Annotated in this window: 9 protein-coding genes; 7 read left to right on the top strand and 2 right to left on the bottom strand. The window is 51.0% G+C overall.

All coding sequences use genetic code 11. From position 1 onward, the window contains the following. The first annotated feature begins 4 nt into the window (after positions 1-4). The 4 genes from CWC46_RS00795 to tldD all read left to right on the top strand — a co-directional run bounded on the left by CWC46_RS00795 (position 5) and on the right by tldD (position 7,518). Positions 5-598: a Maf family protein gene (locus CWC46_RS00795; RefSeq protein WP_021014096.1), complete on the top strand. Its 594-nt coding sequence runs from the start codon at positions 5-7 to the stop codon at positions 596-598. Then, the gene (gene rng, locus CWC46_RS00790; protein ID WP_021014097.1) at positions 588-2,057 is read left to right on the top strand and encodes a ribonuclease G; all 1,470 of its coding nucleotides are present in this window, start codon (positions 588-590) and stop codon (positions 2,055-2,057) included. The genes CWC46_RS00795 and rng overlap by 11 nt, the downstream gene beginning before the upstream one ends. A gap of 132 nt (positions 2,058-2,189) precedes the next feature. Beyond that, positions 2,190-6,026: an AsmA2 domain-containing protein YhdP gene (gene yhdP, locus CWC46_RS00785; RefSeq protein ID WP_021014098.1), complete on the top strand. Its 3,837-nt coding sequence runs from the start codon at positions 2,190-2,192 to the stop codon at positions 6,024-6,026. Between the two features lie 46 nt (positions 6,027-6,072). Continuing rightward, positions 6,073-7,518 carry a metalloprotease TldD gene (gene tldD, locus CWC46_RS00780; RefSeq protein ID WP_021014099.1) on the top strand — a complete coding sequence of 482 codons (1,446 nt, stop codon included), beginning with the start codon at positions 6,073-6,075 and terminating at the stop codon, positions 7,516-7,518. A gap of 78 nt (positions 7,519-7,596) precedes the next feature. Here the strand turns inward: tldD and aaeR are convergent, their stop codons facing one another. Continuing rightward, a complete protein-coding gene (gene aaeR, locus CWC46_RS00775; RefSeq protein WP_021014100.1) occupies positions 7,597-8,541 on the bottom strand; it encodes an HTH-type transcriptional activator AaeR in 945 nt (314 codons plus the stop codon). A gap of 420 nt (positions 8,542-8,961) precedes the next feature. On the opposite strand from aaeR, the gene aaeX reads away from it, so the two are divergent. Genes aaeX through aaeB form a run of 3 tightly spaced genes read left to right on the top strand, consistent with a single transcriptional unit; the run spans position 8,962 to position 12,090 of the window. Further along, positions 8,962-9,165 (top strand): p-hydroxybenzoic acid efflux pump operon protein AaeX, encoded by a 204-nt coding sequence (gene aaeX, locus CWC46_RS00770; RefSeq protein ID WP_021014101.1) that lies wholly within the window; start codon positions 8,962-8,964, stop codon positions 9,163-9,165. A gap of 7 nt (positions 9,166-9,172) precedes the next feature. Next, on the top strand, positions 9,173-10,120 hold the full coding sequence (gene aaeA / locus CWC46_RS00765) for a p-hydroxybenzoic acid efflux pump subunit AaeA (RefSeq protein ID WP_021014102.1): 948 nt from the start codon (positions 9,173-9,175) through the stop codon (positions 10,118-10,120). 11 nt (positions 10,121-10,131) lie between these two features. Beyond that, on the top strand, positions 10,132-12,090 hold the full coding sequence (aaeB, locus tag CWC46_RS00760; protein ID WP_021014103.1) for a p-hydroxybenzoic acid efflux pump subunit AaeB: 1,959 nt from the start codon (positions 10,132-10,134) through the stop codon (positions 12,088-12,090). A 58-nt stretch (positions 12,091-12,148) separates the two neighbouring features. On the opposite strand, the gene glpD is transcribed toward aaeB, so the two are convergent. After that, positions 12,149-13,648, bottom strand: a complete 1,500-nt coding sequence (glpD, locus tag CWC46_RS00755) for a glycerol-3-phosphate dehydrogenase (RefSeq protein ID WP_021014104.1) — start codon at positions 13,646-13,648, stop codon at positions 12,149-12,151. Between the last annotated feature and the right edge of the window lie 140 nt (positions 13,649-13,788).

Below are 13,788 nucleotides of genomic sequence, written 5' to 3'. Positions count from 1 at the left end.
CTTAATGGTCGAACTGTATTTGGCTTCATCGTCACCCCGCCGCCGAGAACTGCTTGGGATGTTGGATATCCCATTTGCAACACTCTCCATTGATGTTGTTGAGCAGCGGCAGCCCAACGAAACAGCAGAAAGTTATGTTAACCGCCTGGCGCAGGAAAAAGCCATTGCAGGCGTTGCTGTAGCACCGCTGGATTTGCCGGTGCTGGGTGCCGATACCATTGTGGTGCTGGATGGTCAGATACTGGAAAAACCGCGTGATGAAGCGCAGGCGTCAGACATGCTGGCGGCACTCTCTGGTCGGCACCATCAGGTGATGACAGCGCTGGCGCTGGCCGACCGGCAAGCAATCGTAAGCCAGTGCGTTATCATCGATGTTGTGTTCCGTGAGCTATCCGATCAAGATATTGCACACTATGTTGCCAGTGGTGAACCTATGGATAAAGCGGGCGCTTATGGCATCCAGGGGAAAGGTGGGTGCTTTGTCAGATCGATCGTCGGGAGCTACCACGCCGTGGTAGGATTGCCATTGGTAGAAACTATTGAATTATTTAATCATTTTTCTGCATTGCGTAAAGTAAGAGGAACCCATGACCGCTGAGTTGTTGGTAAACATTACACCTTCAGAAATGCGAGTGGCTTACATTGACGGCGGCATTCTGCAGGAAATTCATATTGAACGAGAAGCCAAGCGCGATATTGTCGGCAATATTTATAAAGGGCGCGTGAGCCGTGTATTGCCAGGCATGCAGGCTGCTTTTGTGGATATTGGCCTGGATAAAGCGGCGTTTCTCCATGCTTCCGATATTATGCCCCACACTGAGTGTGTCGCCGGGGATGAACAGAAAAATTTCCATGTCCGGGATATCGCTGAGTTGGTACGTCAGGGACAGGATCTGATGGTGCAGGTGGTCAAGGATCCGCTGGGTACCAAAGGAGCCCGCTTAACGACGGATATTACGCTACCTTCACGCTATCTGGTTTTTATGCCGGGAGCCTCCCATGTGGGCGTTTCACAGCGAATTGAAAGTGAAACAGAGCGTGAGCGTCTGAAAAAAACAGTAGCAGAATATTGTGATGAGCAGGGCGGGTTTATTATTCGCACCGCAGCGGAAGGCGTTGGTGAAGAGGAATTGATGCAGGATGCCGCGTTCCTTAAGCGTTTGTGGAGCAAGGTGATGGAGCGTAAAAAACGCAACCAGACCAAGTACAGACTCTATGGTGAACTGGCTCTGGCACAGCGTATTCTGCGTGATTTTGCCGGCGCTGCGCTGGATCGTATTCGCGTCGATTCCAGGTTGACCTATGATTCTCTACTGGTGTTCACCGCAGAGTATATTCCGGAAATGACCAGCAAGCTGGAGCATTATGTCGGTAAACAACCTATCTTTGACCTCTACGATGTGGAGAACGAAATTCAGCGAGCGCTGGATCGGAAAGTAGAGTTGAAGTCAGGTGGTTATCTGATCATTGACCAAACGGAAGCAATGACCACTATTGATATCAATACCGGCGCGTTTGTGGGCCATCGCAATCTGGATGAAACCATTTTCAATACCAATATAGAGGCAACCCAGGCCATTGCCCGCCAGCTACGGTTGCGTAACCTTGGTGGGATTATCATTATTGATTTCATTGACATGAATAATGAGGATCACCGCCGGCGCGTGCTAAATTCATTAGAGCTGGCATTGAGTAAAGATCGGGTGAAAACCAGTATTAGTGGTTTCTCTCAACTAGGATTAGTAGAGATGACACGCAAACGTACCCGTGAAAGTATAGAGCATGTATTGTGCAATGAATGTCCCACCTGCCATGGTCGGGGCAGAGTGAAAACGGTGGAAACCGTCTGCTATGAAATCATGCGTGAAATTGTTCGTGTCCATCATGCCTATGACTCTGACCGCTTCCTGGTGTATGCCTCACCCTTGGTTTGTGATGCACTGAAAAGCGAAGAATCTCATGCCCTGGCAGAAGTGGAAATTTTCGTGGGCAAACAGGTCAAAGTGCAGATTGAACCCTTGTATAGTCAGGAACAGTTTGATGTTGTCATGATGTGACACTGACTGAATTATCCTGTGGATGTCAGTCCGTGGGAGGAAATGGCTTCTGTGCGGTCATCATCACGACGGCCGGAGCCTGGACTATATGGTTTTCGTTCGTTGTCCACGACGAAAAACAAGGAGAGATGCGTGAGGCGACTGCCCGGAATATTATTAGCCACGGGTGCTACTTTAATTGTGTTGTGTGCACTGGTCGTCAGCGGCCTGAGAGTAGTACTGCCACAGTTAGATTATTTCCGACCACAGGTGGTGGCATGGGCGCAGTCCGTCACGGGTATTCCATTGGAAGTGGGGGCGTTGCGGGGCAGTTGGGAGACCTTCGGGCCGACGCTTGAAATTCAGAATTTCAGTGCCAACGGCCCGGATGCTGACTGGCAGTCGGAGCGCATCACATTGGCACTGGATGTCTGGCAGTCCTTGTTGCATTTGCGCTGGCAGTTTCGTGATCTCACCTTTTATCACATGCATCTTGATGTGAAAACACCGCTGAATGCTCAGCATCAGGGCAATCTGTTGGAGCCAGGCAGACTAAGCGATCTTTTCCTCCGTCAGTTCGACCACTTCGATTTGCGCGACAGCCATATCACGTTCCTGACGCCTTCCGGTACACATGCTGAACTGAGCATTCCTCAATTGACCTGGCTCAATCGTAACAACCGCCACCGCGCAGAGGGGTTAATCAGCCTCTCGAGCTTTAATGGGCAGCATGGCGTGGTGCAGATGCGTATGGATCTGCGTGACAATCAAGGGTGGTTGGATAACGGTACGGTTTATCTGCAAGCCGACAATATTGATATGAAACCTTGGCTTGGTCGCTGGATACGCAGTAATACTGGTCTGGAAAGCGCGGACTTCAGCCTGGCAGCCTGGTTGAATGTGCGGGAAGGGAGTATTTATTCTGGAGATCTGCTTCTGAATAAAGGGACAGCCAGTTGGAGAGAGGGGGAAAATGCTCATCGCCTGAGTATCGATAATATGACGGTACATGTCAGTCGCCGTAAAAACGGTTGGCAGGTTGAAGTCCCTGCCTTGACGATGTCCACTGACGGGGTACTTTGGTCAAAGGGGCGACTTTCCGCGCTGTGGTTACCGAAGAGCGATGCTATGTTGGGGCCTGATCATCAGTCGGAACTGCGTATCAGGGCCAGTAATCTTGATTTGGAACGGTTTTCTCCTCTATTGCCACTGCTCGCAACCGCCACACCAACGCTGGAACAACGTTGGCTGGCATTACAGCCAAAGGGACGGTTGACCGCGTTGGCGTTGGATATTCCGCTGCTGCAACCGGAAAAAACCCGTTTTCAGGTGAAATGGCAGGATGTTAGCTGGCAGAACTGGCAACTGATCCCCGGCGTGAATCATTTCTCTGGTTCAGCTAGCGGTAGCATTGCGCGTGGGCAAGTGGGGCTGTCACTGAAACAAAGTGTACTCCCTTATCCCAATATGTTCCGTGCTCCGCTGGAAATTGGTCAGGCTAGTGGCACCATCAACTGGCGCGATGATGATCAGGGCTGGGAGCTATGGGCCCAAGGGCTGGATGTGCGGGCTAAATCACTATGGGCTAACGGCGATTTTCACTATCGTCAGCCAGCAAAGGGTAAACCTCGTCTGGATATTCTGTCCGGGTTGCGCTTGACCGACGCTGCCGACGCCTGGCGTTATTATCCCGAACCCTTTATGGGGAAACCGCTGGTAGATTATTTGAGCAGTGCTCTGAAAGCTGGGCGGGTGGATAACGGCACGCTGATTTTTGCTGGTAATCCCCAGGATTTCCCATTTGAACATCATGAAGGACAGTTCCAGGTCTGGGTTCCGGTAAAAAACGCCATCTTCGAATTTCAACCGGGCTGGCCTGCGCTTACCGAACAGGATATTACGCTGAACTTTCTCAATAATGGCCTATGGATGTCCGCGCCGCATGCCTGGTTGGGCAAGGTAGAAGGGACGAATATCAGCGCTATTATTCCCGATTACGCTAAAGAGCAATTACTGGTTAATGGCGATCTTCATGGGCCAGGGGAAGAAGTGAGGCATTACTTCAACCAGACGCCGATGAAGTCCTCATTGGGTTCGGCACTGGATGCGCTACAGATTGGCGGTATGGTTAATGGTTCTCTACATCTGGATATTCCGTTAGATGTTGGAGATGTTCAGGCTAGTGGTGATGTGGTATTGAATGACAATACGTTATTGATTAAGCCATTAGATACCACGTTGGAGAATTTGACCGGACAGTTCCACTATAACAACGGTGCTCTTGTCAGTAATAATTTGCAGGCCAACTGGCTGGGACAGCCTATATCAGTGAATTTCACTACTGAGGAGCAGGCAAAGGCTTTTCAGATTAACGTGGGTTTGCAAGGTGACTGGCAGGCTTCCCGTTTATCGGGGATGCCCACGCCGTTGGTGTCAGCGTTGTCAGGTAGCGCCAATTGGAAAAGTACGGTAGCCGTTAGCCTGCCTTACAAGGGTGATGCCAGTTATGATGTTGATTTACAGACGAATTTCAAGGGAGTGAGTAGTCACTTACCACCACCTCTGAATAAGACTGCTGGAACGGCTCTACCGCTTCATGTCACGGTCAAAGGTGATGTCAGCGGGTTTATGTTCAACGGTAGCCTAGGCAAGGCGCAACGCTTTATCAGTCAGTGGCAGTTGCATGACAGTGCGCTGACACTGATGCGGGGAGCCTGGCAGAATAACGCTAAAGTCGTTCCACGGTTACCGAAAGCGGCTTCACTGATGCTGGATGTACCGGCACTGGATGGTGAGGGTTGGTTGGGATTGTTGCCTGGCATTCATGCATCGCTCAGTGGCACCAGTAATAGCAGCAATTTCCATTGGCCGGCATTAGTGATTCTGAAAACCCCGGAATTGAACATCCTTGGTCAGAGGTGGCACGATCTGGTACTTACCAAAGAAAACCGAATTAGTAGTGAGGAAGTCGGGATAAAAGGGCAGGAAATTGACGGCAAAATAGATATTCCCAATCGCGGCGCGTGGCAGAGCGATATTCGTTATCTTTATTATAATCCTCAATGGAAAAGCGACGACGCTACCAACCCGATAGCGCTGGCGGAGAAAAAATCCCCGTTGAATGATCCAGCCATCAAACTTGAAGACTGGCCAGCCATCCAGGTGAACTGCCGGGAATGTTGGATACTTGGGCAGAACATGGGCCGAATCCAGGGAGCACTACAGCCGGAACGGAATAAACTGTTGCTTAGTGATGGTGTGATTGATACGGGTAAATCCCGTTTGACGATTAATGGTAGCTGGCAGGAAAGCAGTAAAGGCGTGCGGACGGCGGTGAAAGGTCGTTTATCTGGTGATAGTCTTACAAAAAATATCGCTTGGTTCGGTGTGAAAACGCCTTTGCGTGCTGGCGAATTCAGCGTGGATTATGATCTGTACTGGCGTGGCACACCCTGGGAACCGGATATTCCCAGCTTGAGCGGGATCCTGAAAACGCATATTGGCAAAGGGGAAATTACCAATGTGAGCACCGGTCAGGCGGGGCAGTTATTACGTTTGGTCAGTTTTGACGCGTTGCTGCGTAAGCTACAGTTTGATTTCCGCGATACGTTCAGCGAAGGTTTCTACTTTGATTCCATTAATAGCACTGCATGGATAAAAGAGGGTGTACTGCATACGGACAATCTGCTGGTGGATGGTCTGGCAGCGGATATCGCCATGAAGGGCGATGTCGATCTGGTAAAACACCAAATTGCCATGGAGGCGGTGGTCGCGCCAGAAATTTCTGCAACTGTCGGCGTTGCAACCGCCTTTGCGGTTAATCCGCTAATCGGTGCCGCTGTTTTTGCTGCCAGTAAAGCGTTGGCGCCACTATGGAATAAAATTTCTCTGATTCGTTACCAGATTTCCGGTAGCCTTGATCAGCCGAAGATTCAGGAAGTACTGCGCGAGCCGCAAAAAACAAAGCCTGCTGAAGCAGCGGTCCGCTAACTGCGGTATGTTCATCCGATTACATCGACAATAAGAGTGACATCCTATGAGTCTGACGTTTGTCAGTGAGCAATTACTCACAACCAACAAGCTGAGTTATCACGATTTAAGCACGATTCTGGCATCGTTAAATGAACGTCGTCTGGATTATGCCGATCTCTATTTCCAGTCGAGTTACCATGAATCCTGGGTATTAGAGGACCGTATTATTAAAGAAGGGTCTTACCATATCGATCAAGGGGTCGGTATTCGCGCGGTAAGCGGGGAGAAAACCGGGTTTGCCTATGCCGACCAGATCACGCTTAATGCGTTGCAACAGAGCGCACAGGCGGCTCGCAGTATTGTTCGAGAGCAGGGTACCGGCACTGTCCGTACCTTGGGCGATGTGCCGCATCGCGGGCTTTATTCCGACATGAACCCGCTGGACAGTCTGACACGGGAAGAGAAGATTGCCTTGTTGCACCGGGCAGATGCAACGGCTCGTGCGGCGGACCCACGCGTACAGGAAGTCAGTGCCAGTTTAACCGGTGTGTATGAGTTAGTGCTGGTGGCGGCGACGGACGGTACGCTGGCGGCGGATGTCCGCCCGCTGGTGCGTTTGTCAGTCAGTGTATTGGTCGAGGAAGATGGCAAGCGTGAACGCGGTGCCAGTGGTGGTGGTGCCCGTACCGGGTATGATTATTTCTGGCAACAGACGGATGGCGAGATCCGGGTGGAAGCCTGGGCGAAAGAGGCGGTGCGCATGGCGCTGGTTAATCTTTCTGCCGTGGCGGCACCTGCGGGGTCAATGCCGGTGGTACTGGGTGCCGGCTGGCCGGGTGTGCTGTTGCATGAAGCCGTCGGTCATGGTCTGGAAGGTGACTTTAACCGCCGGGGTACTTCGGTATTTAGTGGTCAGATGGGGAATCTGGTGGCTTCGGAACTCTGTACGATCGTGGATGATGGCACGATGGATGGGCGTCGTGGTTCATTAGCGATGGATGATGAAGGTGTTCCCGGCCAGTACAATGTACTGATTGAGAACGGTGTACTGAAAGGTTATATGCAGGACAAGCTGAATGCCCGGTTGATGGGCGTAGCGCCAACCGGTAACGGGCGTCGTGAGTCTTATGCTCATCTACCAATGCCGCGGATGACTAATACGTACATGCTGGCGGGCAAATCTACAGCGGAAGATATTATCTCCAGTGTGGAATATGGCCTGTATGCACCGAACTTCGGCGGTGGCCAGGTGGATATCACATCCGGCAAATTTGTGTTCTCTACCTCAGAAGCTTATCTGATAGAAAAAGGCCGTATTACCAAACCGGTAAAAGGTGCGACGCTGATTGGCTCTGGTATTGAGGCCATGCAGCAGGTTTCTATGGTCGGTAACGATTTGGCGCTGGATAACGGTGTCGGCGTGTGTGGTAAAGAGGGGCAGAGCCTGCCAGTCGGGGTTGGACAACCGACGCTGAAACTGGATAGCCTGACCGTCGGCGGCACGGCCTGATTGGCGTTAACCGCCATGACTGAAAGATGTTAAAAGCCGCTTAACGCGGCTTTTTTACTGGGCAGAGCATGCCAACAGTTATTTCACTGGTTGATCAGATAGCGGGTTCTCCTGCCGATAGCCCTGATATACCAGGGCGACTTTCTTGAAGTATTCCGTCAGATAGTTAATACATACCTGCACCTTAAGTGGCAGATTGTCTTTGCGTGTATACAGTGCATATACCGGACGCGGATCGGAATGATAACGGGTAAACAGAATTTCCACGTCCCCCCGTTTAATATCGTCAAGGACCCACATCAATGGCGTATAGGCGATACCTGCGCCGGTTTTCAGCCAGCGGATTAAGGTTTGGGAGTCATTGGTGACGAAACGCCCCTGCGGCGCCAACCGGGTAGTAATGCCTTCCGGCGCAATCAGCTCAAATTCGCTGTCTGGTCGCACACTGTATTCCAACCAGGAAAAGTTAGCGATGTCGGCAGGTTTTTCCGGTGTACCATGTTGCGCCAGATAGCTTCTGGCGGCACAAACCACCATCGGCATGGTACCCAGCCGGGTGGAAAACAGGCTAGAGTCCTGTAGGGCACCGACACGAATGACGATATCCAGACCATCGGCAATCAGATCGGGAGCTGGAATACCGGTGACCAAATTAACGGAGAGCCCTGGATATTCTTTCAACATTTCCGCCGTCATCGTGGCCAAGACATTTTGTGCCATGGTGGAAGAGCTGCCAATGCGCAGTGTACCGATGGGGGTGTTGTTAAAGGCATAAAGTTGTTCGTGCACTTCACGCGCTTCGTGCAGCATCCTGCGGCATCCATGGTAGTAAATCTTTCCTCCTTCCGTTAGCCCGATACTCCGCGTGCTGCGATTCAATAGTTTGATCTGTAGCTCATCTTCCAGTTTGGTAACCGCCTGGCTCACGGCTGAAACACTCATTTCCAACTGGCGGGCGGCGGCGGTAAAGGAGCCGAACTCTACTACCTTGGCGAACACCGACATGCTTTTTAGTCGTTCCATTGTTAACCCTGGCTTAAAAGTGATTTAGATCACACTATGTAGATAAGACAATAGTAAGTCTCCATAATATGGCTTGTCTAACAATGATGGGCCGGTATTAACAGACTTCCTCCCGACTGTTGTTATCTCGATAGACTAAACGCTGATTTAACATCGCATTAATTATACCCAATATATTTCGCGTTGCAGGAACGCGGCCTGCCGCGGCCTCAAAGGGGCGAGGCTCAGGGATGGGGCGAGTAATTCCGCGCAACTGCAACTTGAAGAATGATGGGAATATTCATTAAGTCAGTACCTGTAATCACCCTTATTGTCGGTTTACTCCGCACCGGGTCTGTGAGTCGTCATGCTCGCGGAGGATCGTTTTTTGTTTTAGTCGACAAAGTGCATTGATCAGCAGAATAAATAAGGAAAAAGAGGATGGGTTCACTCCCGGTCATGGTGCTGTTTGGTTTGTCTTTTCCACCGGTTTTTTTTGTACTTCTGGTATCACTGGCATTGTTTTTTGCCAGCATCCGCCTGTTGCAGCCTACCGGTATCTATGACGTTGTCTGGCATCCCGCACTGTTCAATACCGCCCTGTTTTGCTGTCTGTTCTATCTGTTATGCCGTTTCGGTCTTTGAGGTCGCTGTGAAAACACCCGCTATAACCATCATCATCAAAAAATTCGGTCGTGTGGCGATAACGCTGTCTTTCGTGCTGTTTGCGGTAGTCGCGTTGGTTCGTCTGTGGGCGTTCTATACGGAATCGCCCTGGACGCGTGATGCAAAATTCACTGCCGATGTTGTGGCAATTGCGCCCGATGTCAGCGGTTTACTGAAAGAAGTGAAGGTTCACGATAATCAGCTAGTGAAGCGGGGTGATGTACTGTTTGTCATCGACCCGCTCCGTTATCAAGACGCGGTGGCAGAGGCTGACGCTGATGTCGCTTACTATCAGGCATTGGTGGCAGAGAAAAAGCGGGAGGCAAACCGGCGTCTGCATCTTGGCGTGCAAGCGATGTCACAGGAAGCGATCGACCAGTCTTCTAATGAATTGGAAACCGTCACGCATCAGTTGGCGAAGTCAGAAGCGGAGCTGGCGCTGGCAAAGCTCGATCTGGACCGGGCTGTCGTGCGCGCCCCGGCAGATGGTTGGGTAACCAATCTCAATGTGCAGGAGGGAGAATATATTACCCGTGGGTCGACTGCGGTAGCGTTGGTGAAAAAGGATTCTTTCTATTTGCTGGCCTATCTGGAAGAAACCAAGCTGGAAGGGGTTCGTCCCGGTTTTCGGGTAGAAATTACCCCGCTGGGAAGTAACCGTATTCTCTACGGTACGGTAGACAGTGTGGCGGCGGGGGTTAACAACAGTAGCAGTGATATCGATACAAAAGGTCTGGCGACGGTGGATTCCAATCTGGAATGGGTTCGTCTGGCACAGCGCGTACCGGTAAGAATCAAACTTGACCAACAAATGGGCAATCTTTATCCGGCGGGAACGACTGCCACGGTGGTGGTGACCGGTGACCAAACGCGAAATACTAAATCAATGTCACCTTTGCTGAAGCTGATGCATCGACTACGTGAATTCGGTTAAGCGATATGATAATGAAAAGTTCCGCTTTTCCCCGATTTCGCTTCGCCTTTAAACTTAGCTTTTCCATTGTGCTATCGCTGCTGCTCGGTTTTTATTTGCAGTTGGAAACGCCACGCTGGGCAGTGCTTACTGCGGCTATCGTGGCGGCTGGCCCGGCATTTGCCGCCGGGGGAGAGCCTTTCTCCGGTTCGATTCGTCATCGTGGAATATTGCGTATTTTCGGCACATTTCTCGGTTGTATTGCCGCAGTTGTCATCATTATTGCTACTGTTCGTGCCCCGCTGGTGATGCTGATACTCTGTTGTTTGTGGACCGGTGTCTGTGTTTGGATCTCTTCGTTGGTCAAGGTGGAAAACGCCTATGTGTATGGACTGGCGGGTTATACCGCGCTGATTATCATTGTCTCGACACAAAATGTCCCGTTGGAAACACCGCAGTTTGCCGTGGAACGTTGTAGTGAGATCGTGCTGGGGATTGTCTGTGCAATTCTGGCGGATCTGCTGTTTTCCCCGCGATCCATCAAGCAAGATCTTGATCGTGTGGTGGGTGATTTGTTGGTGGACCAATATCGATTGATGCAGCGCTGCGTTAATGGTGTGTCTAAAGAAGATCTGGATGCCGACTGGAGCGCGCTGGTGCGTAAAACCCATACCCTGAACGGGATGCGCAGCCATCTGATGCTGGAGTCCTCTCGCTGGCAAAGCAGTAACCGCCGTCTTAAAACGATGCTGACCCAATCCTGGATGATGATCACCCATGCCTGTGAAACCTATGTGGTTTTGCAAGATAGTACAATGCCAGTGAAAGGTGGCCTTACCATAATACTGGAGCAACCTGCGTCGTCTCCGGCTGACGTTCATAAATATCTCAAGCAGCTCCATCATCTGGTGGTTGCCAGTCATAGTGAAAGCTTACCGTCAACGCTGGCGGGGTGGGTGGGGGCGGCGACCCGTTATCAATTACTGGCAAAAGGAGTACAGGCTAATACGCGTATCAGTCGGGTGGAAGCCGAGTTGCTGGAAGAGGATGCGGCGATTAAGGTGACCTCGGCAGAGACCCACCACGCAATGATTAATGGTTTGCGTACCAGTGTGGCAACGGCCCTGGGGTGCCTGTTCTGGCTGAGCACCGGTTGGACGTCTGGTAGTGTTTGTATGGTGATGATTGCTGTGGTGACGTCATTGGCGATGCGATTGCCGAATCCCCGGATGGTGGCGAAAGACTTTATGTTTGGCACGTTGTTTGCGCTCCCTCTGGGGGCGCTAATGTTTATGTTGGTGCTGCCATCCACCCAGCAGAGCCTGTTCCTGCTGTGTCTCAGCCTTGGCGGTATGGCATTTATCATTGGCATTGAAGTACAGAAACGGCGATTGGGATCATTGGGGGCACTGGCCAGCACGATCAATATTCTGGTGCTCGACAATCCGATGACCTTTAATCTTTCTCAGTTTCTGGATAATGCCATCGGCCAAATCATTGGCTGTTTTCTAGCATGGATGGTGATTCTGCTGATCCGTGATAATACCCAGATACGCACCGGACGAATGCTGCTTAACCGTTTTGTTTATGGTGCGGTTCTGGCGCTGACAACCAACAAAACCCGACGCAAAGAAAACTATCTGCCAGCGTTGTACCAATATCTGCTTTTGTTGCTGAATATGTTTCCTGGCGATATTGCCAAATATCGTCTGGCGTTGTCATTGATCATTATGCACCAGCGATTTCGGAAACTGGACATCCCGGTCAGTGAAAGGCTATCTGCCAGTCATCGCCAGATGCGGGCCACGGCGGAACGGGTGATGGGTTCTTCCCGCGACACTTTGCGCAGTCGCTATTTCGCGCAGTTACTGGACGAAATGGCCGACTACCAGCAAATGTTGCGTGAACATCAGGTGGACGAAAATGTGACATTATCGGTAGGGCGTCTTACCGCTATGCTACATCGTTATAAACATGCTCTGAGCGGTTGAATCCGGTGTGGATAACGGTCCACCATCGTGTGATGGCAGACCGTCATTGTTGGGCTAGTTAACTAGCTTGTGCGATCTGGCTTCGATAGGACTCCAGCCAGGCACTAACGCGTTGTCGCTGGGATTCATCGAGCCACATGCCCAGTTTGGTACGCCGCCATAACGCATCCTCCATCGTAATAACCCATTCATTATCCACCAGATAGCGCAGTTCGGCTTCATACAGGTTATGACCGAAATGTTCACCTAATTCACCAAGGCTACTGGCATTGCCCAGAATTTTTTCGCTATTGCTGCCGTAAGTTCGGCTGTAGCGGCGCGCCAGACTTTCCGGCAGATTGTGACGACGGCGCAGTTTAGCCGCATATTCATCACGGCTACCGTTGATATCACCGCCCGGCAGTATGGCATTTTTCGTCCAGGCGTTGCTGGCGTGCGGATAATATTTTGCCAGTTTGTCCATCGCATGTTCTGCCAGCTTGCGGTAGGTGGTGAGTTTACCACCGAAGACCGACAGCAGCGGTGCCTGCCCATGTTCGTCCGACACGGACAATGTATAGTCACGGGTTATGGCTTGCGGTGAGTCGGATTCATCGTCACACAGAGGACGCACACCGGAGTAGCTCCATACTATGTCTTCACGTGTCAGCGGTTTCTTGAAGTGATCATTATAAACATCCAACAAGTAGTTGATTTCATGGTCATCAATATGGACCTGCCGGGGATCACCGTGGTATTCCACATCGGTAGTACCAATAATTGAGAATTCATCCTGCCACGGGATCACGAAAACGATACGGTGATCTTTATTTTGCAGAATGTAAGCCTGTTCCCCATCATGAACCCGGGGCACGACAATATGGCTGCCTTTAATCAGACGGATACCATACGGGGAAGGCAACTCCAGCCCTTCGTCAAAGAATTGTCTGACCCAGGGACCGGTGGCGTTAACCAGCCCTTTTGTTTGCCAGTGATGAGTTTCGCCATTAAGGGTATCGATGGCCTCGACTATCCATAGCCCTTGCTCACGGCGGGCGCGAGTGACTTTCATGTGATTACGGACTTCGCCACCGTGACGTACTGTTTCCTGAGCGTTCAGCACGACCAGTCGGGCATCATCCACCCAGCAATCTGAATATTCGAAACCGCGTGTCAGTTCGGGTTTCAGAACTGACTCCGGGCCAAAACGCAGGCCATTACTGGAAGGCAAACTGACACGTTTACCTAAATGGTCATACATAAACAAGCCGGCACGAATCATCCAGGCCGGACGCAGATGTGGTTGATGAGGCAGGCGAAAACGCATCGGAAAGATGATGTGTGGTGCCATTTTCAGTAACACTTCACGTTCAGAGAGGGCTTCTCCCACCAGACGGAACTCGTAATGTTCCAGATAGCGCAAGCCACCATGAATCAGTTTGGAACTGGCGGATGAGGTAGCGCTGGCTAGATCTTGTGCTTCCAGCAGCAGAACAGACAGTCCGCGTCCGGCGGCGTCTGCTGCGATGCCTGCACCGTTAATTCCTCCGCCGATCACGATCAGATCTTTGGTTTCCACGTTGTTTCCTCCGCCGTAATAATAAATGTTCGTTTTCGCTCATGATAGTAATCGAAAACAAACATGATAGCCAAGTGTTAACCAGATAAAAACATTTAAGCGTGATGGGAATAACAATTTGTTAGCTATTCCTTTATAAA

This window comes from Prodigiosinella confusarubida (assembly GCF_002847015.1).
GTDB classification, from domain to species: Bacteria; Pseudomonadota; Gammaproteobacteria; order Enterobacterales; family Enterobacteriaceae; genus Prodigiosinella; species Prodigiosinella aquatilis.
The sequence above is the reverse complement of the archived record's forward strand: the minus strand, read 5'-3'. Positions and strand labels throughout refer to the sequence as shown.